The sequence below is a fragment of the Xanthomonas sp. NCPPB 3959 genome, assembly GCF_056675575.1.
The window spans coordinates 312,921-337,815 of the sequence record NZ_JBWWVR010000002.1; the positions used below are offsets into that span (position 1 = coordinate 312,921).

25 protein-coding genes are annotated in these 24,895 nt (G+C 64.1%); 4 read left to right on the top strand and 21 right to left on the bottom strand.

The features are described from left to right. Entirely contained in the window at positions 1-1,353 is a 1,353-nt protein-coding gene (locus AC1KVG_RS04325; protein ID WP_481093597.1) for a sensor histidine kinase, read from the top strand. Positions 1,354-1,393: 40 nt separating this feature from the next. Here AC1KVG_RS04325 and AC1KVG_RS04330 read toward each other — a convergent pair whose 3' ends face one another. Together AC1KVG_RS04330 and glmU are read right to left on the bottom strand one after the other, a co-directional pair. Next, the gene (locus tag AC1KVG_RS04330) at positions 1,394-2,359 is read right to left on the bottom strand and encodes a right-handed parallel beta-helix repeat-containing protein (RefSeq protein WP_481093598.1); all 966 of its coding nucleotides are present in this window, start codon (positions 2,357-2,359) and stop codon (positions 1,394-1,396) included. Positions 2,360-2,468: 109 nt separating this feature from the next. Beyond that, complete coding sequence (gene glmU / locus AC1KVG_RS04335; protein ID WP_023902452.1) at positions 2,469-3,833, bottom strand: bifunctional UDP-N-acetylglucosamine diphosphorylase/glucosamine-1-phosphate N-acetyltransferase GlmU; 1,365 nt, start codon at positions 3,831-3,833, stop codon at positions 2,469-2,471. Positions 3,834-3,977: 144 nt separating this feature from the next. Here glmU and AC1KVG_RS04340 point away from each other — a divergent pair, with 144 nt between their 5' ends. Then, on the top strand, positions 3,978-4,361 hold the full coding sequence (locus AC1KVG_RS04340; protein WP_006450430.1) for a GtrA family protein: 384 nt from the start codon (positions 3,978-3,980) through the stop codon (positions 4,359-4,361). Positions 4,362-4,549: 188 nt separating this feature from the next. On the opposite strand, the gene AC1KVG_RS04345 is transcribed toward AC1KVG_RS04340, so the two are convergent. The 10 genes from AC1KVG_RS04345 to AC1KVG_RS04390 form a co-directional block, all read right to left on the bottom strand. Then, complete coding sequence (locus tag AC1KVG_RS04345) at positions 4,550-5,119, bottom strand: chorismate mutase (protein ID WP_006450429.1); 570 nt, start codon at positions 5,117-5,119, stop codon at positions 4,550-4,552. Between the two features lie 233 nt (positions 5,120-5,352). Further along, positions 5,353-5,775: a F0F1 ATP synthase subunit epsilon gene (locus tag AC1KVG_RS04350; RefSeq protein ID WP_006450428.1), complete on the bottom strand. Its 423-nt coding sequence runs from the start codon at positions 5,773-5,775 to the stop codon at positions 5,353-5,355. 143 nt (positions 5,776-5,918) lie between these two features. Further along, positions 5,919-7,325: a F0F1 ATP synthase subunit beta gene (gene atpD / locus AC1KVG_RS04355; RefSeq protein WP_055824761.1), complete on the bottom strand. Its 1,407-nt coding sequence runs from the start codon at positions 7,323-7,325 to the stop codon at positions 5,919-5,921. Positions 7,326-7,469: 144 nt separating this feature from the next. Beyond that, positions 7,470-8,333, bottom strand: a complete 864-nt coding sequence (atpG, locus tag AC1KVG_RS04360) for a F0F1 ATP synthase subunit gamma (RefSeq protein ID WP_055824759.1) — start codon at positions 8,331-8,333, stop codon at positions 7,470-7,472. A gap of 190 nt (positions 8,334-8,523) precedes the next feature. After that, positions 8,524-10,071: a F0F1 ATP synthase subunit alpha gene (gene atpA, locus AC1KVG_RS04365; RefSeq protein WP_055824757.1), complete on the bottom strand. Its 1,548-nt coding sequence runs from the start codon at positions 10,069-10,071 to the stop codon at positions 8,524-8,526. Positions 10,072-10,118: 47 nt separating this feature from the next. Beyond that, positions 10,119-10,646 (bottom strand): F0F1 ATP synthase subunit delta, encoded by a 528-nt coding sequence (locus AC1KVG_RS04370; protein ID WP_006450424.1) that lies wholly within the window; start codon positions 10,644-10,646, stop codon positions 10,119-10,121. Positions 10,647-10,649: 3 nt separating this feature from the next. After that, positions 10,650-11,120 carry a F0F1 ATP synthase subunit B gene (locus AC1KVG_RS04375; protein WP_006450423.1) on the bottom strand — a complete coding sequence of 157 codons (471 nt, stop codon included), beginning with the start codon at positions 11,118-11,120 and terminating at the stop codon, positions 10,650-10,652. A gap of 113 nt (positions 11,121-11,233) precedes the next feature. Beyond that, positions 11,234-11,536, bottom strand: coding sequence for a F0F1 ATP synthase subunit C (gene atpE, locus AC1KVG_RS04380; RefSeq protein WP_002814105.1), 303 nt, complete (start codon positions 11,534-11,536; stop codon positions 11,234-11,236). A gap of 72 nt (positions 11,537-11,608) precedes the next feature. Continuing rightward, a complete protein-coding gene (gene atpB, locus AC1KVG_RS04385) occupies positions 11,609-12,409 on the bottom strand; it encodes a F0F1 ATP synthase subunit A (RefSeq protein ID WP_481093599.1) in 801 nt (266 codons plus the stop codon). Positions 12,410-12,434: 25 nt separating this feature from the next. Beyond that, entirely contained in the window at positions 12,435-12,800 is a 366-nt protein-coding gene (locus tag AC1KVG_RS04390) for a hypothetical protein (protein WP_005920882.1), read from the bottom strand. Positions 12,801-13,329: 529 nt separating this feature from the next. Between AC1KVG_RS04390 and AC1KVG_RS04395 the strand changes: the two genes are divergently transcribed. Continuing rightward, the gene (locus AC1KVG_RS04395) at positions 13,330-14,142 is read left to right on the top strand and encodes a hypothetical protein (protein WP_162498308.1); all 813 of its coding nucleotides are present in this window, start codon (positions 13,330-13,332) and stop codon (positions 14,140-14,142) included. A 284-nt stretch (positions 14,143-14,426) separates the two neighbouring features. On the opposite strand, the gene lpdA is transcribed toward AC1KVG_RS04395, so the two are convergent. From lpdA to AC1KVG_RS04420, 5 genes are all read right to left on the bottom strand, one after another. Beyond that, on the bottom strand, positions 14,427-16,259 hold the full coding sequence (gene lpdA, locus AC1KVG_RS04400; protein WP_115039682.1) for a dihydrolipoyl dehydrogenase: 1,833 nt from the start codon (positions 16,257-16,259) through the stop codon (positions 14,427-14,429). Positions 16,260-16,275: 16 nt separating this feature from the next. Continuing rightward, complete coding sequence (locus AC1KVG_RS04405; protein WP_481093600.1) at positions 16,276-16,923, bottom strand: hypothetical protein; 648 nt, start codon at positions 16,921-16,923, stop codon at positions 16,276-16,278. Further along, positions 16,920-18,698: a dihydrolipoyllysine-residue acetyltransferase gene (locus tag AC1KVG_RS04410; protein ID WP_481093601.1), complete on the bottom strand. Its 1,779-nt coding sequence runs from the start codon at positions 18,696-18,698 to the stop codon at positions 16,920-16,922. Before AC1KVG_RS04410 ends, AC1KVG_RS04405 begins: the two co-directional genes overlap by 4 nt. 128 nt (positions 18,699-18,826) lie before the next feature. Then, positions 18,827-19,585 (bottom strand): DUF2884 family protein, encoded by a 759-nt coding sequence (locus tag AC1KVG_RS04415; RefSeq protein ID WP_481093602.1) that lies wholly within the window; start codon positions 19,583-19,585, stop codon positions 18,827-18,829. Between the two features lie 251 nt (positions 19,586-19,836). Further along, positions 19,837-20,397: a DNA-deoxyinosine glycosylase gene (locus AC1KVG_RS04420; RefSeq protein WP_481093603.1), complete on the bottom strand. Its 561-nt coding sequence runs from the start codon at positions 20,395-20,397 to the stop codon at positions 19,837-19,839. 141 nt (positions 20,398-20,538) lie between these two features. Here AC1KVG_RS04420 and AC1KVG_RS04425 point away from each other — a divergent pair, with 141 nt between their 5' ends. Then, positions 20,539-21,210, top strand: a complete 672-nt coding sequence (locus AC1KVG_RS04425; protein WP_006450414.1) for an OmpW/AlkL family protein — start codon at positions 20,539-20,541, stop codon at positions 21,208-21,210. 246 nt (positions 21,211-21,456) lie between these two features. Here the strand turns inward: AC1KVG_RS04425 and AC1KVG_RS04430 are convergent, their stop codons facing one another. The 4 genes from AC1KVG_RS04430 to AC1KVG_RS04445 form a co-directional block, all read right to left on the bottom strand. Further along, positions 21,457-22,014, bottom strand: coding sequence for a CcdC protein domain-containing protein (locus AC1KVG_RS04430; protein ID WP_006450413.1), 558 nt, complete (start codon positions 22,012-22,014; stop codon positions 21,457-21,459). 162 nt (positions 22,015-22,176) lie between these two features. Continuing rightward, entirely contained in the window at positions 22,177-22,980 is an 804-nt protein-coding gene (locus tag AC1KVG_RS04435; RefSeq protein ID WP_006450412.1) for a MetQ/NlpA family ABC transporter substrate-binding protein, read from the bottom strand. Positions 22,981-23,116: 136 nt separating this feature from the next. After that, a complete protein-coding gene (locus AC1KVG_RS04440; RefSeq protein WP_168957210.1) occupies positions 23,117-23,812 on the bottom strand; it encodes a methionine ABC transporter permease in 696 nt (231 codons plus the stop codon). After that, complete coding sequence (locus AC1KVG_RS04445) at positions 23,809-24,816, bottom strand: methionine ABC transporter ATP-binding protein (protein WP_023902439.1); 1,008 nt, start codon at positions 24,814-24,816, stop codon at positions 23,809-23,811. The genes AC1KVG_RS04440 and AC1KVG_RS04445 overlap by 4 nt, the downstream gene beginning before the upstream one ends. Positions 24,817-24,895 lie beyond the last annotated feature (79 nt).

The following is a 24,895-nucleotide window of genomic DNA, read 5'->3' on the forward strand; positions in this document are numbered from 1 at the left end:
ATGTGGCAGCGTTCCTTCACGTTCTCGCTGTTTTTGCGGCTGTTGCCGGTGCTAGCGCTGGCGGCCGCGCTGCCTTGGTTCACGGCGTACTGGCTGGACCGTGGGTGGGAAGTGGCGGTGTTATCGGCAGTGGTCCTGCTGTCGGCAATGTGGTTCAGCCTCAGCCGCGCCACAGCGCCGATGCGCTCGCTGTTCCGCGCATTGGCCGGCACCACCAGCAGCTACCGCGATGGCGAATACAACTTCGGCGTGTACTGGCGCGGCACTGACGAGCTGGCGCAGCTGGTGCAGGCGCATGCAGAACTGGGCGAGGTACTGCGCGCGCAACGGCGCAATCTGGTGCAGCGCGAATTGATGCTCGACACCATGTTGCAGAACACCCCGGTGGCGATGTTGCTGGTGGTGGCCGGTGGCGATGGCGTGCGCCGTATTGGCTTCTCCAACAACGCTGCGCGCAAGCTGCTGCATGACGGCCGCAAACTCGAAGGCCAGCATCTGGACGATGTGCTCGGCCGCATGCCAAACGAATTGCGTGATGCGTTGGCACGCGGCGGCGATTGTCTGTTCGCAGTACGCGAAGACGGCGATGACGAAGACGACGAGCAGATCTATCACCTCTCACGCCGCAGTTTTCATCTCAACGGACGCGGCCACGAGCTGTTGTTGATCCGCACCTTGACCAACGAATTGCGCCGCCAGGAAGTGCAGACCTGGAAGAAGGTGATCCGTGTGATCAGCCACGAATTGAACAACTCGCTTGCGCCGATCGCCTCGTTGGCACATTCCGGCGCCGAGTTGCTGCGTCGCGAACGCACCGATCGGCTCGGCATCGTGTTCGAAACCATCGAAGAGCGCGCACGCCATCTGGAAGGCTTCATCCGCGGCTATGCACGCTTTGCCAAGTTGCCGCAGCCGCAGCTGCAGACCATCGAATGGGCGCCGTTTCTGGAGCGCTTGCGGCAACAGATTCCGTTCCAGCTGCAAGGCACGCTGGCGGATGTCTCCAGCCGCATCGATGCGGCGCAGATCGAGCAGGCATTGCTCAACCTGCTCAAAAACGCGCACGAAGCCTGCAGCGAGGCGCAGCCACCCAACAGCGATGTCGCTGTGCGCGTCACCCGCGTGCCGCAATGGCTACGCATCGAAGTGCTGGACCGCGGCAATGGCATGAACGAGGCCGTGCTGCATAACGCGCTGATGCCGTTCTACTCGACCAAGCGCAACGGCACCGGGCTCGGACTTGCGCTTACCCGCGAGATCGCCGAAGCCCACGGCGGACGCATCTCGCTGCACAATCGCGAACACGGCGGGTTATGCGTCACCTTGTTGCTGCCGTCTGCGGTGGCCGGTTAGTTCGCTGCAAGCTGTAGCGAACAACCGTTTGATAACGGCTTCACTCGCCACGAAGCGTGCCACGCTCTTCGATGCGCGGTTTCTTCAACGCACCACAGGCGTCGTCTGCACCCGTCGTTCGCGTGGCGTCGATCGCGCCGTAATAGCCAGCCCCCACCGTGTTGTCGAAGAACTGCCCGCCTTGCGAGGGACACTCGCCTTCAGGCTTGATCCAGTCCGAAAACGCCGCGTACTTGCCGGCACGGACGAAGCGGTTGGCACCCACATACGTATTGTCCGAGGCATCGCGGGTGCGTACGGCATCGCCGTTGACGTTGGTAAAGGTATTGCCTTCGATGCGGTTACCGGAGGAGTGACGCGCCAGATACAGCGCATGGATGAAGCCCGAGGTCTTGGTGTCGTTTTCGATGGACACGAAGCGATTGCGTTCGATGCGGTTGTCGCGCGAATTCTGCAAACGGATCGCTGCGAACGAGTACGCAGCCTCGCTGCTGCTGCCATGGATGCCACCGATCCGCTCGAAGGTCATATTGCGGATCACGTTGCCGCTGTTGCCGTCCTGGCTGCGTTTGCTGCTGCCCAGGTCCATTGCCATCCAGTAATTGCTGACTTTCAAACCGGTAAAGGTCAGCCGCGTGGCAGCATTGCCGCCGCCCTTCAGCGTGAACCAGGTCGCGCCACCGCGTCCATCGAACCACGGTGGCGTGGCGGCATCGGATGCTGCGATGAAGCGAATGGACGCGCCGTTGGTGAATGTCCATTGCACCGACTGCCGCAAATAGGTGCCTGCGGCAATCACCACATCTACCGCGCCGGTGGGGCGCCGTTCGAGCAAGCGCTGTTGGGCGGCACTCAAACTACGCAACGCCGTCGAGGCACTGGTGCCCGCCGCGGCGTCGTTGCCATCTGGCGCCAGATACAGCCGAAAGGTCTGTGCGGATACCGCCCCTGGTAGCAGCGCTGCCAAGAACACCATCAATAGCAGTGCGTAGCGTCGCGTTTGCATCGGGCACCTCGTAATCGTTGGCGACGTGCGTGGTCTGCCAGTGTCGTCACTGCACAGCACAGGTGCAGCATGCGGTGCAGTACGACGACCAAGCCGCATGCAGCCACCGCTATTTCTTGGTCGGACGCTCCCAGCCTTCGATCACGGTCTGACGCGCACGCGCCACGCTGAGCTGGCCGGCAGGCGCATCGCGGGTGATCACCGAGCCCGCGCCAATGTTGGCCATGGCACCGATGACGATCGGTGCCACCAACGCGCTGTTGGAGCCGACGAAGGCGCCATCGCCGATGGTGGTCTGCGACTTGTTCACGCCGTCGTAGTTGCAGGTGATGGTGCCGGCGCCGATGTTGACCTTGCTGCCGATCACCGCATCGCCCAGATAGGTCAGATGGTTGGCCTTGCTGCCTACGCCCATCGTGACCTTTTTGGTCTCGACAAAGTTGCCGATATGCACGCCATCGGCCAGCACCGTGCCAGGCCGTAGCCGCGCGAACGGGCCGATCATCGCTGCGCCCTCGGTCACCACCCCTTCCAGATCGCAGTGCGCACGCACCTGCGTACCGGCGCCGAGCGTGACATCGCGCAGCCGTACGAACGGGCCGATCACTACGCCATCGCCCAGCGTCACTTCGCCTTCCAGAATCACATCGATATCCAGTTGCACGTCATTGCCCACTGTCACCGTGCCGCGTTGCTCCACGCGCGCCGGGTCGGCCATGCGCACGCCGCGCAGGCACAGCGCACGTGCCGCACGTGTCTGCCAGGCGCGCTCCAGTAGCGCAAGTTGCCACAGGTCGTTGGCACCTTCCACATCCTGCGGATCACTCACGTGCACCATGTCGGCCGGGGTGAAATCGGCCGCGGCGCTGGCAAACACATCGGTGAGGTAGAACTCGCCCTGCGCGTTCTGGTTCGACAAACCACTCAGCCAACGACGCAGCGCCGTGGACTCGGCGGTGAGGATGCCGGTGTTGATGGTGCGGATGCGGCGCTGCTCGTCGTTGGCATCCTTCTGCTCGACGATCGCGGCGACCTTGCCTTCGGCATCGCGGAGGATGCGGCCGTAACCGCTGGGATTGGGCACATCGGCCACCAGCACCGCCATGCGTCCGGGTGCGTGCAGCAGTTGCAGCAAGTCGTTGGACTGGATCAGCGGCACATCGCCGTACAACACCAGCACCGTGGCTGCGTCCGGAATCGCATGCATCGCCTGCTGCACCGCATGCCCGGTGCCCAGTTGCTGACGTTGCTCGGCCCAGTGCAGATCGCTTTGCGCAGCGAACGCCGCCTGCACCTGCTCACCGCCGTGCCCGTGCACCACATGGATCGCGGCTGGCTGCAACTGCCGCGCAGTGGCGATCACGTGCGCCAGCATCGGCTGGCCGGCCAGCGGCTGCAGCACCTTGGGCAGGGACGAGCGCATGCGCTTGCCCTCTCCCGCGGCCAGGATCACGACGTGCAGGGGCAAAGTCATCGAAGCGTTCCAAAACGTGAGATGGACAAATTCTAGTCGCTGTCTCGGCAGCGCGTCGTTACCGCATCGCCGTCTTTTGGTGATTACGATTTTTAAGCGCCGCTGCCGTTAGCATGAGCGCCCTCTCACGATCACCCGGCCCGCATGAGTCTGTTCCGCCAAGGCAGCCAGTTCACCCTGATTGGCGCCCTGCAATTGGCTGTGGATTGCGGCATCTTCATTGCCGCCACGGCGGCGGGCATGCCGACAGTGCCTGCCAATCTGCTCGGGCGCATCAGCGGTGCAGTGCTTGGCTTCTGGCTCAACGGCCGCTACACCTTCGCCCAGGAAGGTGGTGCACGTCTGGGCTGGCAGCGCTTCCGCCGCTTTGCGGTGATGTGGCTGGTGCTCACACTGATCAGCACCTGGCTGCTGTCGGCGACGGTGGATCTGCTCGGCCTGCGTCAGGCCTGGCTGGCCAAACCGCTGGTGGAAGGCGGGTTGGCGATCGTGTCGTTTTTTCTTGGCCGGCATGTGGTGTATCGCTGAGCGAGCGCACTGACGCTAACGCAGTGACCGAAGACGCTGCTGCTTTCGATTGAAGAAAACGCGATCCATGTCGCCGCCAGGTGCAGATCAGCCAATACACGTTTAGCGCATCGCTGATCGCGTGCTCGGTAGAGCGTCCCCCTCCTGAGGGGACGATCCGCACTTAGGTGCTGGTGGCGGTACGGGGTTCAGCGGCAGAAATCGCCCAGACTGCGTACCAGTGCGGCGCGATGCAGCGCATCCAGCTGCCATTGCGCGGCGTAATGCGCTGCTGCGCGCGCGGTGCTGGCCGGGCACTGGGGCGCTGCGCGCAAGGGTGCAACGTCGGCCAATGCATCGAGCAATTGTCCTTGCAGCTGATCTAGGCGCACACGCAACGTCGCCAGATCCGGACGTGCGGTGTCCGGCGCGCGTCCGCGTTCGCGCCAGTGATTCAACAGTGCGTACTGCACCGCCTTGTTGGCCTCGATCTGCGCCGCAAAGAACCGCGCCGCATCCTCGGCATCCAGCCCGTGCGCAGCGGCCTGATCGCGCACGCTCTGCAGCACCGCCGCCTCGCGGGTCTGATCCAGCACCGGCTTGCCGCTGTCCCACTTGCTCAGCGCCACCGCATCGCCGATCGCATTGCGCTGCACGATGCGATCCAGCAACGGATCCAGCGGCGGCTGGCTACGCGCCGGCAGTGCACAGCCCAGCAGTGCGACGGCCAGCAGGCCGGTCAGCGCGTAACTGCGAAAGCCATCGATCGTGCGGGTCATTGGGTGTTCCTCAACGTGCATGGGTGAGAGGCCGCGCCGCCTGCAGAAGGCGGCATCGTGCAAGGCACGCAGTGTGCCTGCTCCCTCGGTGCAGGTGGACCGCGCCACGCAGGCGCATCTCCAAAAACGAAAACGCCGACACGATGGTCGGCGTTTCCAGTGCCACACCTGCGTGTGGCTGTACATCTGTTGTCACGCTTGCACGCGCCGCGAGGGCGCACGCCATCGTGCGTTTAGTGCTTCAGCGTACGACGCAAGCGCTCCAGCGCCTGCAGCTGCACGGTCGCCTCGGCCAACCGACGCTGTGCTTCCGCCACATCCACCGCGTCGCCACGGTTGGCCAGCAGACGTTCGGCCTCTTCCTTGACCTTGCGTACCGCAGCTTCGTCGATGTCCTGGGCACGCACCGCGGTGTCGACCAGCACGGTCACCACCTGCGGCTGCACTTCCAGGATGCCGCCGGAAATGGCGAAGTCCAACTGCTCGCCGCTGGCGGTGGTGACCACCACCTTGCCCGGCTTCAGCCGCGTGATCAGCGGCGCGTGCTTGGGCGCAATGCCCAGCTCGCCCAATTCGCCGGTGGCCACGACCAGCGTCGCCTCACCGTGGAAGATTTCCTTCTCGGCGCTGACGATGTCGCAACGGATAGTGCTCATGGTGCCTTACCTTGTGAGGCGGGGATTGGGGATTCGGGAGTCGGGATTGGCAACCGCAGCTTTCACTGTGGCCACTCACCTCGTCTCCGCACCCCGCTCACCGCTGTACCAAATCCCGAATCCCGAATGCCAAATCCCGGCTCTTACGCCTTGGCGCTCATCTTGTTGGCTTTCTCGACGGCTTCTTCGATGCTGCCGACCATGTAGAACGCCTGCTCCGGCAGGTGGTCGTATTCGCCGTCGCAGATCGCCTTGAAGCCGCGGATGGTGTCCTTCAGCGAGACGTACTTGCCCGGCGAGCCGGTGAACACTTCGGCCACGTGGAAGGGCTGGCTGAAGAAGCGCTCGATCTTGCGTGCGCGCGATACCGACTGCTTGTCTTCTTCGCTCAGCTCGTCCATGCCCAGGATCGCGATGATGTCCTTCAGTTCCTTGTACTTCTGCAAGGTCTGCTGCACGCGCTGGGCGGTGTCGTAATGCTCGTGGCCGATCACCAGCGGGTCCATCTGGCGGCTGGTGGAATCCAGCGGATCCACGGCCGGGTAGATACCCAGCGAGGCGATGTTACGGCTCAGCGTGACGGTCGAATCCAGGTGGGCGAAGGTGGTCGCCGGCGACGGGTCGGTCAGGTCGTCCGCAGGCACGTACACGGCCTGGATCGAGGTGATCGAACCGCTCTTGGTCGAGGTGATGCGCTCCTGCAGCACGCCCATTTCTTCGGCCAGGGTCGGCTGGTAGCCCACTGCCGACGGCATGCGGCCGAGCAGCGCGGACACTTCGGTACCGGCAAGCGTGTAGCGGTAGATGTTGTCCACGAACAGCAGCACGTCCTTGCCCTTGCCGTTCTCGTCCTTCTCGTCGCGGAAGTACTCGGCCATGGTCAGGCCGGTCAGCGCAACGCGCAGACGGTTGCCCGGCGGCTCGTTCATCTGGCCGTACACCATCGCGACCTTATCCAGAACGTTGGAGTCCTTCATCTCGTGGTAGAAGTCGTTGCCCTCACGGGTACGCTCGCCCACGCCGGCAAACACGGACAGACCGCTGTGCGCCTTGGCGATGTTGTTGATCAATTCCATCATGTTGACGGTCTTGCCGACGCCGGCGCCGCCGAACAGGCCGACCTTGCCGCCCTTGGCGAACGGGCACATCAGGTCGATGACCTTGATGCCGGTTTCCAGCAACTCGGTGCTGGAGGACTGGTCTTCATACGACGGCGCAGCACGGTGGATTTCCCAATGGTCCGAGGCCTGCACCTCGCCAGCCTCGTCGATGGGGCGACCCAGCACGTCCATGATGCGGCCCAGCGTACCGGCGCCGACCGGCACCGAAATGGCACGCTCGGTGTTGGTGGCCAGCAGGTTGCGCTTCAGGCCGTCGGTGGAGCCGAGCGCAATCGTGCGCACCACGCCATCGCCGAGCTGCTGCTGCACTTCCAGGGTGATGGCGGTGCCTTCGACCTTCAGCGCGTGATAGACCTTCGGTACTTCATTGCGCTGGAATTCGACGTCGACGACCGCGCCGATGATCTGAACGATCTTGCCCTGACTCATTTTGCTGCTCCGGTTAGCTTTGTTCTGTCCGAGTGGCAGATGCCATCTCGTGGAATTTTGTGATCTGGGATTCGTGATTGGGGATTCGCAAGGGCGCCATCCGCTGCGCTCCTACCAATCCCGAATCCCCAATCCCGGCCGTGCCTATACCGCGGCTGCGCCGCTGACGATTTCCGAAATTTCCTGGGTGATCGCCGCCTGACGTGCCTTGTTGTAGACCAGTTGCAAGGTGCCGATCATCTTGTTGGCGTTGTCGCTGGCGGCCTTCATCGCCACCATGCGCGCGGCATGTTCGGAGGCCACGTTTTCCAGCACGGCCTGGTACACCAGCGACTCGATGTAGCGCGTCATCACGTGCTCCAGCACGGTGGCGGCATCGGGTTCGTACAGGTAATCCCAATCGTGATGGGCCACCTTGTGCTCGGCGGCCGGCAGCGGCAGCAGCTGATCGAAGCTGGCCTTCTGCGTCATCGTGTTCACGAAGCGGTTGTAGACCAGATACACGCGGTCGACCTTGCCCTCGACGAAGGCATCCAGCATCACCTTGATCACACCGATCAACTGCTCGATCTGCGGACTGTCGCCCAGATGGGTGACGCTGCCGACCATGTTGACCTTGATGCGACGGAAGAATGCCGAGGCCTTCTGACCGATGGTCACCACGTCGATCTCGGCGCCCTGCTCCTGCCACGGGCGCACTTCGCCCAGCATCTTGCGGAACAGGTTGTTGTTCAGACCGCCGGCCAGGCCGCGGTCGGAAGAGATCACGATGTAACCGACCCGCTTGACCTGCGCACGCTCGACCAGGAACGGATGCTGATAGTCGGTGCTGGCCTGCGCCAGATGTCCGATTACCTGCTTCATCGCCTGCGCGTACGGACGCGAGGTCTTCATACGGTCCTGCGCCTTGCGGATCTTGGAGGCCGAGACCATTTCGAGCGCGCGCGTCACCTTGCGGGTGTTCTGCACGCTCTTGATCTTGGTTTTGATTTCGCGTCCGCCTGCCATTGCTCGCTCGCTTCGCTGGTGGGATTCGGGATTGGTGATTCGGGATTGGCCAAAGCCTCCCGCATCCCGCACCACGACTCCCGAATACCTGAATCTGGAGATTCGTAAGTGGTGCTTCGAGTGGCCTAAGCCCCCCGAACCACCGCTCTTACGAATCCCGACTGCCCAATCCCAAATCCCGGCTACTGACTTACCAGCTACCGGTGGTCTTGAACTCTTCGATGCCCTTCTTGAAGCCGGCTTCGATGTCGTTGTCCCAGCCGCCGGTGGTGTTGATCTTGGAGATCAGCTCACCCTGGGTGTTGGCGAAGTGCGCGTGCAGGCCTTCTTCGAACGCCAGCAGCTTGTTGACCGGCACTTCATCGAGGTAACCCTCGTTGACGGCGTAGATCGACAGCGCTTGGTTGGCGATGGACATCGGCGCGTACTGCTTCTGCTTCATCAGCTCGGTGACGCGCTGACCGCGCTCGAGCTGCTTGCGGGTGGCTTCGTCCAGGTCCGAGGCGAACTGCGCGAACGCCGCCAGCTCACGGTACTGCGCCAGCGAGATACGGATGCCGCCGGACAGCTTCTTGATGATCTTGGTCTGGGCCGCACCACCGACGCGCGACACCGAGATACCGGCGTTCACGGCCGGACGGATACCGGCGTTGAACAGGTCGGTTTCCAGGAAGATCTGGCCGTCGGTGATCGAAATCACGTTGGTCGGCACGAACGCGGACACGTCGCCGGCCTGCGTTTCGATGATCGGCAGCGCCGTCAGCGAACCGGTCTTGCCGGTCACCGCACCGTTGGTGAACTTCTCCACGTATTCCTCGGACACGCGCGCAGCGCGCTCGAGCAGGCGGCTATGCAGATAGAACACGTCGCCCGGATAGGCTTCGCGACCCGGCGGGCGCTTGAGCAGCAGCGAGATCTGGCGGTAGGCCACGGCCTGCTTGGACAGATCGTCGTACACGATCAGCGCGTCTTCGCCGCGGTCCATGAAGTACTCGCCCATGGTGCAGCCGGCATACGGGCTGATGTACTGCATCGCGGCCGATTCGGACGCGGTCGCCGCCACCACCACGGTGTGTGCCAGCGCGCCGTTCTCTTCGAGCTTGCGCACGATGTTGGCAACGGTCGAGGCCTTCTGGCCGATCGCTACGTACACGCACTTGATGCCGGTGCCCTTCTGGTTGATCACCGCATCGATCGCCAGCGCGGTCTTGCCGGTCTGACGGTCGCCGATGACCAACTCGCGCTGGCCGCGGCCGATCGGAATCATCGCATCGACCGACTTGTAACCGGTCTGCACCGGCTGGTCGACCGACTTGCGCCAGATCACGCCCGGCGCAACACGCTCCACCGGTGCGGTCTGGGTGGCGCCCAGCGGGCCCTTGCCGTCGATCGGCTCGCCCAGTGCGTTGACCACGCGACCGAGCAGCTCCGGACCCACCGGCACTTCCAGGATGCGACCGGTGGTCTTGGCCACGTCGCCTTCGCGCAGGTTTTCGTAGTCGCCCAGCACCACGGCGCCGACCGAATCGCGCTCCAGGTTCAGCGCAAGCGCGAAGGTGTTGTTGGGCAGTTCGATCATTTCGCCCTGCATCACGTCGGCCAGGCCGAAGATGCGCACGATGCCGTCGGACACGCTGGTCACGGAGCCTTCGTTGCGCGACTCCGCGGACAGCTTGACCGTCTCGATGCGGGTCTTGATCAGGTCGCTGATTTCGGAGGGGTTGAGCGTGGTTGCCATCGTTCAGTCCTAGGTGCCGGCCGCGAGGGCCATGCGTTTATGTGAATTCAGTGGGCGAGCGAGCTTTGCAGACGCGCGAGCTTGCCCTTCAGCGAGCCGTCGATGACCACGTCGCCGGTGTCGATCACCGCGCCGCCGATCAACGAAGCATCCACCGCGGTGGTGATGTCCACCTCGCGGCCAAAACGCTTCTTCAGCGCAGCAGCGATCGTGTCCAGCTCGGTCGCGGTCATTTCAGTTGCCGAGGTCACCGTCGCCTTGACGACATGTTCGGCCTCGGCACGCAGCTGTTCGTACAAGCCTGCGATTTCCGGCAGCACCGACAGGCGCTGCGCATCGGCCAGCAGGCCAAGAAAGCGCAGATAGTCTTCGCTCGCCGTTGGCGGCGCCAGCAACGTCACTGCCTGTTCCTGGCGCAAGGCCGGGTTGAGCAGCAATGCAGCCACGCGCGGGTCGCCGGCCACCTGCGCCGAGAACGCCAGCGCATCGGACCAGAGTGCGAAGGTACCGCCCTCACGCGCGATCGCAAACGCGGCACGGCCGTAGGGACGGGCAAGTGTGAGGGCCTGGCTCATCGATTAAATCTCCGCCGCCAGCTCGTCGAGCAGCGCCTTGTGGGCGTTGGCATCGATTTCGCGCTTGAGCAGCTTCTCGGCACCGCTGACCGCCAGCACCGAGATCTGCTTGCGCAGTTCTTCGCGGGCACGGGTGGCAGATGCGTCGATCTCGGTCTGCGCCAGATCCTTCTGACGGTTGGCTTCGGCAATTGCCTCGTGCTTGGCCGCTTCGATGATCTGGTTGGCGCGCGCATGGGCCTGATCGATGATCTCGTTGGCCTTGGTGCGTGCGTCCTTCAGTGCTTCGTTGACCTTTTCCTGCGCCTGCGCCAGATCCTTCTGACTACGATCGGCCGCAGCCAGACCTTCAGCGATCTTTTGCTGACGCTCTTCGATCGCCTGCAGCAGCGGCGGCCAGATTTTGGTCGCGACGATCCAGATCAGACCGGCGAAGGCCAGCGCCTGGGCAAAGATGGTAAGGGTGATGTCCATGGGTCGCTCAATCGCTCTTTAGGGGTGAAAGCGCCGCCGCATGGCGACGCTTTCCGACCTTCATCCGCGGAGACAACCGCACGCGGTTGCCCCCACATCCTGCTACCGCTGGATCAGCCAGCAGCCTGCGACAGACGCTCGATGAACACCTGGGCCAGCGGGTTGGCGAAGGCGAACAGCAGGCCGACAGCGACGCTGATGATGAACGCGGCGTCGATCAGGCCGGCGGTGATGAACATGCGGACCTGCAGCACCGGGATCAGTTCCGGCTGGCGCGCGGCAGATTCCAGGAACTTGCCAGCCATGATGGCCAGACCGAGGCCGGCACCCAGCGCGGCCAGGCCGATCATGATGCCGACGGCGAGGACGGTGGAGCTCTGGACTTGAGCGAGGTTGGTCAGGACGGCGAGGTACATGGTGATCTCCGAACGAAAGTTTCTAAGGGTGATGGATGAATCGGGATGAAGCAGATGAAGGGTGCAGCAAACTCAGTGACTGTCTTCGGCAAGGCTCAGATACACGATCGACAGCATCATGAAAATGAAGGCCTGCAGCGGAATCACCAACAGGTGGAACAGCATCCAGCCGAGGCCGAATACGCCGCCAGCAACCATGCCGGCGATGCCCGCACCGCCCAGCACCCAGATCAGCAGGAAGACGATCTCGCCGCCGAACATGTTGCCGAACAGTCGCATCGCCAACGAAATCGGCTTGCTCAGCCACTCGACGATGTTCAAAAGCAGGTTGAACGGCATCATCCACTTGCCGAACGGCGCCGTCAGGAATTCCTTGGTCATCCCGCCCACGCCCTTGGAGCGCAGCGAGAAGAAGATCATCAGGAAGAACACGCTGATCGACATGCCCAAGGTGGCATTGACGTCGGCGGTCGGCACCGGCTTCCAGGCGTGGATGCCTGCCCAGCCCAGCGGGATGGCAATGAAGTCGGCCGGGATCATCTTGATGAGATTCATCAACAGGATCCAGAAGAAGATCGTGATCGCGATCGGGGTCACCAGCTTGCTGGTGCCGTGGTAGGTGTCCTTGGCCTGCCGGTCGACGAACTCCAGGCAGATTTCCACGAACGCCTGCCACTTGCCGGGCACGCCGGCGGTGGCATTGCGGGTCGCCGTCCAGAAGCCGACGACCATCACCAGGCCCATCAACACGGCCATGACCAGGGTGTCGACGTGAATGGTCCAAAACGTACCGCCACCCTCGCGAACCGGATAGATCAGGTTCTGCAAGTGATGCTGGATATAGGAGGTAGGTGTTACTGCCTCGCCCGCCATGTGTCCGGAGCCCTTTAAGTTCGAATCAACGCCTGGCCAGAGCCAGAACCTGAAAAATCAGCCCGATGGCGATACCCGCCAACAAAGCCAGAGGAGGCAGCCGCCACAGGCCGAAGCCAAGCGCCAGCGCCACGAAAACCAATACCCACTTCAACACCATCGCCAGGATCAACCGAACCATGGCAATACCTGCCGCCTGGATCCCGCCCCCTAGCGCGGTCCGTGCTGCGACCCAGCCGCCCAGTACCGTCGCAAATCCGGTCAACGCCAGACCGGCAGCGTAACGGGGACCGACCAACAGCAACCCCAGACTGGTTATAGCTACAGCGGCAAGCGGATATACCGCAGCGCGCAGCATCAACCGCCGACCCGCGTCAACGGAGTTCAGCACTACGGTTACCTTACGTGTGAATGAGTGGGAAGCGCAGATGCGCCTCGTCGAGCCGCGAAAGTATAGCAATGGGACAAATTGCGAGACAACCGGCAGAAGTCACTAGCTGCTGCGGCGCACCATACATGTGCTGCGGCAACGGGTGGGAACTTTGCCACAAACAGACGGTCATAACCTACGAGGCCTGCACATCCTCGTCGAAAGGTACTGCCGCAGGCTGCGTATAGGAGCCCTGGGAGACCGGGGCTCCTGCTTTTTACGCATTTTGTCGCACCCTGCGACCTTCCCATCGGCGGTCCAATCGACGCGTTCCTGGCGCGATACCAGCCTCGTCGTTTCGTTATTGGCGCCTCAATTGCGCGGCGCACGACTAAAGTCGAACTGCCCGCAGCACCGGACCGTTTTGTCCGATTGCTATTTCGGCCTTCACATCGAATCGACAGCTCGTTCACTTGTGAACGACACCATTTTATCGATAGTGCGCGCCACAGGTCGGTTGCCTGCCTCTCTTAGAACTATGGAGCTCCCCATGAAACACCTTCTCGCACTGGTCATCCCGTGCGTACTGGCTGCCGCTTACGCCGCGCCTGCCCATGCCGAAGACACCGATGATCGCTTCCAGATTCGTCTCGGTGCGATGAACGTCGACAACGACAACACCATCCGTGGCAACACGCTGGTGGCAGGCAACAACGTGTCGGTCAATGAAGATTTCAAGCTCGGCGGCAAGGAATGGGAGCCACGTGTCGATGGCGTGTTCCGCATCAGCACCCGTCAGCGCCTGATCTTCGATTACTTCAAGTACGACAAGGATCGCCGCGAGACCCTGACCCAGGATCTGAGCGGCGGCGGCATCACCGTGCCGACGGGCAGCTTCATCAAGGGTGAGCTGAAGTATCAGGTCGCCACCCTGGTGTACGACTACTCGGTCATCGATTCGCCGGAATTCAGCCTGGGCCTGCAGCTCGGTGCCGAATACGCCAAGGTCGAAGCCAACGCCTATGCCGATCTGGGCAGCGTGTTCAGCGGCGACGTGCTCGACGAGAAGGCCGACGGCGTTGCGCCGGTGGTCGGTATCCGCTTCACCGCACGTCCGAGCGAGCATTGGCTGTTCAATGTGCAGGGTCAGTACCTCAACACCAGCTGGGGCAACTTCGACGATTACAAGGGCGACCTGAGCCGCGCCAACGCGATTGCCGAATACCGCTTCACCAAGAACTTCGGCCTGTTCGCCGGCTACGACTGGTTCAAGCTCGATGTCGACCAGCGCGGCAGCGATGGCCTGATCGGTTTGAAGCAGGAGTTCAAGGGCCCGGTTGCAGGCGTGACGTTCGCGTTCTGAGTTACACCCACCGTTGAACCCAAAAGGCCCGCTTTTTGCGGGCCTTTTGCATTTTTCCATGTGCCGAATGCGCCGCTATGGCGTTGGGCAGAGGTGCGCGGCGACGCACGCATAATCGGCCAACGGCATCTCACCCACGCTGTCGCGCCGCACGTCTACCTGATCTGGATCCTCGATGGCCTGGGAATCCAACGGGCTTGCTGTGCGATCAACACCACGACGCCCAAACGACGACGCCCCGCGCAAGGCGGGGCGTCGTTGGCACTGCACGCAATGTGCGCGGCTTACTTCTTCTTCGGGATGTACAGGTCGGTGATGGTACCGTCGTAGACTTCGGCGGCCATGCCGACCGATTCGCTCAGGGTCGGATGCGCGTGGATGGTGTGGCCGATGTCTTCGGCCTCCGCGCCCATTTCGATGGCCAGACCAATTTCGGCCAGCAGATCACCGGCATGCACGCCGACGATGGCGCCACCGATCACGCGATGCGTTTCTTCATCGAAGATCAGCTTGGTGAAGCCTTCGGTGCGACCGATGCCGATTGCGCGGCCACTGGCGGCCCACGGGAACTTGGCCACGCCGACCTTCAGGCCCTTGGCCTTGGCTTCGGTTTCGGTGACGCCGACCCAGGCGATTTCCGGGTTGGTATAGGCAACCGACGGAATCACCCGCGCCACCCATTCCTTCTTCTCGCCGGCAGCCACTTCGGCGGCCAGCTTGCCTTCGTGGGTGGCCTTGTGCGCCAGCATCGGGTTACCGACGATGTCGCCGATGGCGAAGATATGCGGCACGTTGGTGCGCATCTGCCGATCGGCCGGGATGAAGCCGCGCTCGGTGACGGTGACGCCGGCCTTGTCGGCGCCGATCTTCTTGCCGTTGGGCGTGCGGCCCACAGCGACCAGCACGCGATCGTAGGCGGTCGCTTGCAGACCCGGCTTTTCGCCTTCGGTCGCGGCTTCGAACGACACCGTGATGCCGCTGGCGTCGGCCTTGACGTCGGTGGCCTTGGTCTTGAGATGGACTTCCACGCCCTGCTTCTTCAGGCGGTCGGCCAGCGGCTTGACTAGGTCCTTGTCGGCGCCCGGCATCAGCTGGTCCATGAACTCGACCACGGTGACCTTGCTGCCCAGCGCGCTGTACACCGTGGCCATTTCCAGGCCGATGATGCCGCCGCCGACCACCAGCAGGGTCTTGGGGATGTCGTGCAGCTCCAGCGCGTCGGTGGAGTCCATCACGCGCTTGTCGTCCCACGGGAAGTTCGGCAACTTCACCGCCTGCGAGCCGGCGGCGATGATGCAGTGCTCGAAGCGCAGCAACTGGGTCTTGCCGTCGTCGCCGACGATCTCCAGCTCGTTGGGCGAGACGAAGCTGGCCACACCGGTGACGGTGCGCACCTTGCGCTGCTTGGCCATGCTGGCCAGGCCGCCGGTGAGCTTGCCGACCACTTTTTCCTTGTACTCGCGCAGCTTGTCCAGGGTGATCTTGGGCTGGCCGAAGTCCACGCCGAAATCGCCGGCATGCGCCACTTCATCGATCACAGCGGCGGCATGCAGCAGCGCCTTGGACGGGATGCAGCCGACGTTGAGGCAGACCCCGCCCAGGCTGGCGTAGCGCTCGATCAGCACGGTGTCCAGGCCCAGGTCGGCGGCGCGGAACGCGGCGGTGTAGCCGCCGGGGCCGGCGCCGAGCACCACCATCTTGCATTCGATATCGGCCGGCTTGCCGCTGGCCAGCGCCGGCTTGGACGGCGCCGGCTCGGCCGGGGCGCGATGCGAGGGCGTCACCGGCGGCTTGCTGCCCGGCGCGGCGGCCGGTGCTGCAGCAGCCGGCGCAGGCTTGGTGTCGGCCTTGGCGGGCGCAGCCGGTGCGGCGGCCTCGCCTTCGGTTTCCAGCAGCAGCACGACCGCCCCTTCGGACAGGTTGTCGCCGACCTTGATCTTTAGCTCCTTGACGACACCAGCTGCCGAGGACGGCACTTCCAGCGTGGCCTTGTCCGACTCCAGCGTTACCAGGCCCTGATCCTTGACCACGCTGTCGCCGACGGCGACCAGCACTTCGATGACGGGGACATCGCTGTAATCGCCGATGTCTGGAACCTTGATTTCAATGACCGCCATTTGCTTCTCCTGTGGCTCAACCGGCCGTGCCGGCAAGCGTCTGCTGGAGTTCATCCAGCGACGATTCGATTTGGGTCCAGCGTTTGTCGCGCTTCTTTTCCTTGCCTTCGCTGGCTTCGATCAGCAACGCGGCCTGCTGCACCAGCAACTCGCCGGCGCCGCAGCCCGGACGCGCGCCGCTGTAGCGCACGCCATCGACCTGGAACGACAGCACCTCTCCCTCGCTCACCGGCGCGGTGCGTCCGGTCGGTGCGAGCTGGGTCAATGCGGCGGTCCAGTTGCTGACCAGGCGCTTTGCCAACGCTGCCGGAATCGGAATTTCCACCGTTTCCGGGGTCTGCTCGGTGCGGAACTGCACGCTGCCGCGATCGCTCTGGCTGACCCAGCTGTAGACGCGCTCGTCGGCGCGGCTGTGGCGCAGGGTCCAGTCGGCGCCGTCCTTGCCCGGCAGCAGCGAGACGCCGCTTTCCACGCCGCGGGTGGGCAGCGTGAGCAACGACAAGCTTGGCTTGCCGCCAGCATCGAGCAGCGTGGTCACCGCGGTGCCGTAGTTGCCCACCGCCGGCGGCCAGCCGCGCCCGAGCGTGCTCTCGCACTCGCGTGCCGCCGCAGCCGTGCACGGCAGCACGCCCAGCAGGGCGAGCGTCAGCAGCGCCGCTCTCACAGCAGGACGCGTCGCATGTCGGCCAGTACCTGGGCGAGATAGGTGGTGAAGCGTGCGGCCAGCGCGCCGTCGATGACGCGGTGGTCGTAGCTCAACGACAACGGCAGCATCAACTTGGGCGCGAACTCCTTGCCGTTCCACACCGGCTGCATCGCCGACTTGGACACGCCCAGGATCGCCACTTCCGGCGCATTGATGATCGGCGTGAACGCCGTACCACCGATGCCGCCGAGCGAGCTGATCGAGAAGCAGCCGCCGCTCATGTCGGCCGGGCCGAGCTTGCCGTCGCGGGCCTTCTTGGCCAACTCGCCGCTTTCCTGGGCGATCTGCAGCACACCCTTCTTGTCGACGTCGCGGATCACCGGCACGACCAGGCCGTTCGGCGTGTCGGCGGCGAAACCGATGTTGATGTACTTCTTCAGCGTGAGGTTTTCGCCGGCCGCATCGAGCGAGGCGTTGAACTCGGGGAATTTCTTCAACCCCGCGGCGCTCGCCTTGACCAGGAAGGCGAGCATGGTCAGCTTGATGCCGGCCTTCTCATTTTCCTTGTTCAGCGCCACGCGCAGGGCTTCCAGGTCGGTGATGTCGGCCGATTCGAACTGGGTGACGTGCGGAATCATCGCCCAGTTGCGTGCCAGGTTGGCACCGGAAATCTTCTTGATGCGCGACAGCGGCTGGGTTTCGGTCTCGCCGAACTTGCTGAAGTCCACCTTCGGCCAGGCCAGCAGGTTCAAGCCGTTGCCACCACCGGCCGGCGCAGCACCGGCTGCGGCAGGCGCGCCGCCGCTGAGTGCGGCCTTGACGAAGCGCTGCACGTCCTCACGAGTGATGCGGCCGCCCTTCTCGCTGCCCTTGAGCTGGTTCAGATCCACGCCGAGCTCGCGTGCGAACACGCGCACCACCGGGCTGGCGTAGGCCACCTTGGACGGCAGCACGCTGTCGGCGTCGAAGGTCACCGGCGGGCTGGACGGGTTGCCGGCCGATGGCTGGCCGCCCTGTGCAGACTGCGACGCCTCGCTGGAGCGCGCGCCCTGTACCTGCGCGATCTCGCGCTGGGCCAGCTTGTCCGGTACCGCAGACACCGCGACCGGCTCGACCTTGCCCGCCGTTTCGGCGGTATCGGTGGTGGGCTTGGCCGGGGACTGCGCCGCACCGGCACCGCCATCGCTGGCAGCGATGATGGCGACCACATTGCCCTGCGAGAGCGTGTCGCCGACCTTGACCTTGAGTTCCTTGACCACACCGGCAGCCGAGGACGGCACTTCCATCGTGGCCTTGTCCGACTCCAGCGTGACCAGGCTCTGGTCCTTGGCGACGGTATCGCCGACGGCGACCAGCACTTCGATCACCGGGATGTCGGTGTAGTCGCCGATGTCGGGCACAAGCGCCTCGACCAAGCCGCCTTCCGAGGATGCGGCAGGCGCGGCCGGCTCAGCCTTGGCGGCCGGCGCCGGGGCGGCAGCGGGCGCGGCCTTGGCCGGAGCAGCGGGCGCAGCCGCCGGAGCGGGGGCAGCCGCGGTTTCGGCACCGGCATCGGCCACTTCGATCAACGCGACCAGCGCGCCCTGCGACAGCGAATCGCCGACCTTGACCTTGATCTCCTTGACCACGCCGGACACCGACGAGGGCACTTCCATCGTGGCCTTGTCCGATTCCAGCGTGACCAGGCTCTGGTCCTTGCTGACCGTATCGCCGACCGACACCAGCACCTCGATTACCGGGACATCGCTGTAGTCACCGATATCGGGGACAAGTGCTTCCTTGATTTCGGCCATACGGGGAACTCCGGCAACAGAATGGGGAAACCCCTATTGTGGCCGGCTGCGGGCCGCAGCGCCAACCATTGCCGTGGAAAAAGTCGCACGCCGGGTGGGATGCAGCGTTTGCGCACGCACGCGCTGGATCATTTCGAGGCGCGTCGATCCACCCGCAACAGTTGCAGTGGCTCGCCCGAGGGCAAACGATACGCCAGCGCATTGTCCAAGCCATCGAGCGCTTCCACCCGCTCGCACAGTTGCTGCGCGCGCGGCCGCAACGCACGTGCCTGCGGCTCGATCAGGCGCTCGATGCGCGCTTCCACGCCATCCAGCGACCGCAGCTGCACATCGTTACCGGTCAATGCCGACTGCACCGCTCCGGCGACGACATCGCCGATCAGTTGCGGCAGCAGCTCGGCCACCATGGCGCCGATGTCGTCATCGATGTCGATCGTAGTGAGCTGGCTTTTGCTGAAGCTCTGCTTCAGGCGCGTATCGATCTTCTCGCGCACGTTCGCCATCTGGGTGCGGGTGGCCTCCGGGGTGCGGCTGAAACCGGCCGCCACTTCGCCCAGCGCGGTGACGGCGATATCGGCCGCTTCGCGCCCGACCTCCTGCGCCAGCGGTACCACGTCGCGGGTCTGGCGCTCGAACTGGATCAAGCGGGCGCGATCGTCCGCGCTCAGCGCGACCCAGCGGTCGTCGACGAACAACGCGCCCTGGCGCATCACTAGGCGCTGCGGCGTGCCCGATTCGCGGATCAGGATCAGGCTGCGCGGGTTGAGCGTGAGGTCGTAGTCGCTGCTGACTTCGCAGTGCAGATCCTCGGCCGCTGCCGCGTCCACGACACCGAACATGCCTGCCAGCAGCCCTAGCGCCATCATCAATCCGTGCTTGCTCGTCATCGCGCTGCTCCGTTGTGCATTGGGTGCAGCATGCCCGCGCGTGCCGGAGGCGTGCCTGTGCCGGACGCTGGCATGACTTATGGCCGATAGCGGTGCCGCAGCCGGTCAAATCGGCGCTGCAGTTGGTATGCGCGTTGGTTCAAGCCGCTAAAACGCGTGCACATCGCTCGACCGGCACCATGCGCCTCGCTCGTGTCCCGATCATGGGCATGTCTTCGATCACGACGTCGATGCATGCCTGGCCAATGTCGCTAATCCAAGGCATCGCGCAACGGCTGCCAGGCGTCGCACAAACGTTGCAACGACCACGCTGCGTTGGCCGGGCTGGTGGACGGCAACGCCCAGACCGGCACTGCCTGCAACTGCGTTGGCAACAGCGGCTGCACGTGCCGACGCCATGCCTGCGCCGCAGCGGCACCATTGCAGGCCACCGCGCGCAGTTGCGGCAGCGTTGCCATGCGCGCTGCCAACGGGTTGACCACGATGCTGCTGGCGACGATGGCCGTATCCAGGCTGCCGCGCCGTTCGCATTGGCCGATCACATCCCACAAGCCGACGCCGCAGTGCGCCAACGCCTCCAGACACTCGACATATGCAGCGCTTGCATCGATACCCAACAAAACCTGCATCAACGGCCAGAACCGATTGCGTGGGTGCGCGTAGTACATCGCCGCGTCCAGCGAGGCGTTGCCGGGCATCGAACCGAGCACCAAGACACGGCAATCGCCAGGAATGTGCGCTGGCAGGCCTTGCAACACGTCGTTTTTCGTCACGGCGATCGCACCTGGGTGAATGTCTTTTTCAGCTTGCATGTCGCAACCACGGCCTTCTCCGGAAACTTGCTGAACAAACGAAATTTTAGCGAGCTGCGGGTGGGCGTGGATTCAGATTTTCAGGAATAGCTTTGGCGCGGCCCACTCCACGGGCCCAACAAGAACACGAGGAGACCCCCAATGCGTTCCATTTCCATCCTGAGCCTGGCTGCTGTATCCGCACTTGCGTTTGCGCCGTCTGCATTTGCACAAGACACCACCTACACCGGTGACACCTCCTCGGCTTCCACCAGCGCCGATAGCGCCTCTGGCAAGCATTGGGCAGTGGTCGGCGGTGTGGCCCTGATCAAGCCGAAGAACGACCCGGCTCCGGGCCTGGACGTCGACGGCGGCCCGGCGCCGACGCTGAGCGCCAGCTACTACATCAACGACAACTGGGCCGTTGAACTGTGGGGCGCAGCCGACAAGTTCAACCACCGCGTCAACGCCGATGGCGTGGGCAAGGTCGGTACCGTCGAACAGCAGCCGATCGCCATCAGCGGCCAGTACCACTTCGGTCAGGCCGATAACGTGTTCCGTCCATTCGTGGGCGTGGGCTACTACGAGTCGAACTTCAGCAACGAGAAGATCGACGCGGCCTCGGCCAGCGGCCAGCACGTGGGCCTGGACACCGCCAAGGGTGTCATCGGCACCGTCGGCGTGGACATGAACATCAACTCCACCTGGTTCGCACGTGCCGACGCCCGCTACATGCGTTCACGTCCGGAACTGCGCGAAGGCGGCCAGGGCACCGGCAGCGAGCTGGAACTGGATCCGTGGACCGTCGGCTTCGGTGTCGGCGCGCGCTTCTAAGCACGTTCGACCAAGCTAAGTGTCAGTTGAAGAAAAACGGGCCGCAAGGCCCGTTTTTTTATGCGTGGAAATCGTGGCGCTCTACATATTTCGGCGCGCTGAATCTCGCTCGCGTTCTATCTACGAATGCCGGGCGGGATGGGCGGGCTTACCGCGTCGGTGCCTATTCCGCGCGAGTGTGAGTGTCGCCAGTGCCAGTGCCAGTGCCAGCGAAGCATCGACATGCACTCACGTGCAGGCGCCAGCTCAACGCCAGTAAACGCTGCCGCGCAAGCGTGCACTGCGCCAACGCCACCACAGCAAGGTGGCATACGCGAGCGCATATCCAAGCAATACGCCGGCCGCGCCCAGCAGACTGGCATGACTGAGCCAGCCTTCCGTGGGCCAGGCCACGCCCTGCCAGGCGCTGCGCCAGCCCTGCACCATGCCGGCGATGACGCGTACTACCACCAACGCCGTCACTGCGAGCACCAGCCACAGATTGGGCCGGTAAAACAGGCCCTGCTGGGTGCGTTCGAAGCGGGTCAGCCGCAACGCCAGCAGACCCAAGGCCAGCCCGCAGGCCCAGCCGAATGCGGCGTGGCTGATCGCGCCGGGCCAGAACGCCGCAGCAACCAGCGCGAAAATGACGAACAACACGTTAGAGAGCGCAGCCGAGGCCAGATTGATCATCAACAACCATCCGCGGGCCTGTCGCCGCGCCGTACCGACACGGAAGCGCTGCACCAGCGACAACGGAAACAGCACCGCGAACACCGCCAGAGCGATGATCACGGCCAGCGGAATAGCGAGGAGAAGTGGCATCAGATGCTCAGTTGCGGCGAACAGTGGTTAGCAAAACGTCGCGGGCGCACGTCAGGCGGAGGTGGACGGCGCGCTCAGAACCGCAGTGCACGAGGAATGTGTGCCGCGACGGGTACCGATCGCACCCGCCTGGCCACTGCACAGCCGTGTTGATGACCGCTCTTAAAACGCCGGCAGTACCGCGCCTTTGTACTTCTGCTCGATGAAGGCCTTCACTTCCGGGCTGGTCAAAGCCTTGGCGAGCTTCTGCACGCGCGCATCGTCCTTGTTGTCCGGGCGGGCCACCAGGAAGTTCACGTACGGCGAGTCCTTGCTTTCGATCGCCAGCGCATCGCGGGTCGGATTGAGCCCGGCGTCGAGTGCGTAGTTGGTGTTGATCAGCGCCAGATCGACCTGGTCGAGCACACGCGGCAGCATTGCCGAATCGAGCTCGCGGAACTTCAGCTGCTTGGGGTTCTCGACGATGTCGCGCTGGCTGGACAACGCGTTGCTGGGATCCTTGAGTTTGATCACGCCGGCCTTGTCGAGCAGGATCAGCGCGCGGCTGTTGTTGCTCGGGTCGTTGGGGATCACCACGTCCGCGCCGGTGGGCAGTTCGGCCAGCGTCTTGAAGCGGCGCGAATACGCACCGAACGGTTCGATATGCACGCCGACCACGGTCACCAGCTGGCTCTTGCGGTCGCGGTTGTAGGCGTCCAGATAGGGCTCGGTCTGGAAGTAATTGACGTCGATCTGCTTCTGTACGACCTGGTCGTTGGGCTGCACGTAGTCGTTGAACACGCGCACGTCCAGCTTGACGCCCTGCTTGGCCAGCAGCGGTTCGACCACCTCCAGGATCTCGGCATGCGGCACCGCGGTGGCGGCCACGGTCAGCGTGTCACCGCCGCTGCTGCCACCGTTACCGCCGCAGGAGGCCAGGGCCAGCGTGGCCGCAGCCAGGAGGGAACGAAACGCGAATGTGCTCATGTAGGGATCCGTGGGAGGAGGAATGCGGCACTGCCGCAAGAGGTAAACCTAGCAGACCGCGGGTGCAGCGGCGATTCGCAAGCCCATGTTTCGTGCGTGACCCTCCACGCCACGCGGCACCCGGTCGCAGCCGACCTCAGCGCCGGCTGTAACGCGCCACCAGCCGGTCGCCCAGCATCTGCAGCAGCTGCACCAGCACCAGCAAGGCGATCACGGTGACCAGCGCGACATCCGAATGCGAGCGCAGATAGCCTTCGCGATACGCTACATCGCCCAGGCCGCCCGAGCCGATCGCACCGCCCATCGCAGTGAAGCCGATCAGCGCGATGGTGGTCACGGTGGCGCCGGCGATCAGGCCCGGGCGCGCTTCGGGCAGCAGCACGCGCAACACCAGCTGCCACGTGGTGGCGCCCATCGCCTGGCTGGCTTCGATAATGCCGCGGTCCACCTCGCGCAAGGCGGTTTCCACCAGCCGCGCGTAGAACGGTGCAGCGCCGACCACCAACGGCAGGATCGCGCCGCGCACGCCCAGCGAGGTGCCCATCAGCATCAGCGTGAGCGGGATCATCGCAATCATCAGGATGATGAAAGGCACCGAGCGCAGCAGATTGATCAGCGCCGCGAGTGCGCCGTACAGCACCGGGCGGCGGCGTAGTTGGGGCGCGCCGCACAGGAACAGCGCCACACCCAGCGGCAGGCCGATCAACAACGTCAGCGGTAGCGCGCCGGCCAGCATCAGCAAGGTGTCGAGCGTGGCCTGGCCGATATCGCCCCACTTGCCGGCATCGAGATTGCGGAAGAACCCATCGGCAGCGGCGATCAACAGAGTCATACGCGTAGATCCTCCACTTGCACACCAGCCGCGACGAAGCCGGCACGTGCCGCGTTATGGTCGCCGCCGGTCAAGGCGACGATGAGCTGGCCGTACGGGGTGTCCTTGATGCGGTCCACGCGCCCGGACAGGATGTTGTAGTCCACGCCGGTCTCGCGCGCGATGCGGCCAAGCACCGGTTCGTAGGTGCCATTGCCAAGAAAGGTCAGCCGCACGATGCGCCCGCCCACCGCAGCGAAGTCGCGATGCAGCTCGGCTTCGTCCACGTGCTCGGCTTCGGAGACAAAGCGCCGCGTGGTGGCGTGCTGCGGATGCAGGAACACCTCGGTCACCGGGCCGGTTTCGACCAGCTTGCCGGCGTCCAGCACTGCCACGCGGTCGCAGACGCGGCGGATCACGTCCATCTCATGGGTGATCAACACGATGGTCAGGCCCAGCTCGCGGTTGATCTGCGCCAGCAGTTGCAGCACCGAGGCGGTGGTCTGCGGGTCCAGCGCGCTGGTGGCCTCGTCGCACAGCAGGATCTGCGGCCGGGTGGCCAGCGCGCGCGCAATGCCCACGCGCTGCTTCTGCCCGCCGGACAACTGCGCCGGATACTTGTTGGCGTGCTGCTCCAGCCCCACCCGCGCCAGCAGCTCGGCCACGCGCGCATCGACCTCAGCGCGCGGGGTGCCGGCCAGTTCCAGCGGAAACGCCACATTGCCGGCCACGGTGCGTGAGGACAGCAGATTGAAGTGCTGGAAGATCATGCCGATACGGCGGCGCAGCGTGCGCAGGCCCTGGCTGTCCAGCGCGGTGACGTCCTCGTCGCCGATCAGCAGGCGCCCGCCGCTAGGTTCTTCCAGCCGGTTGATCAGCCGGATCAACGTGGATTTGCCGGCGCCGGAATGGCCGATGATGCCGAACACTTCGCCGGGGCCGATCCGCAGATCGAGCGGGTGCAGCGCCACGATCTGGCGACCGTCAACGGAATAAGACTTGTGCAGGCGCTGAAACTGGATCACCGCGCGTGGCCGATTGGGGGGCCGTGAAGCCTACCAGTCAATGTTTGCGGACGATATTCCATTGAGTTCTAAGGTAGGG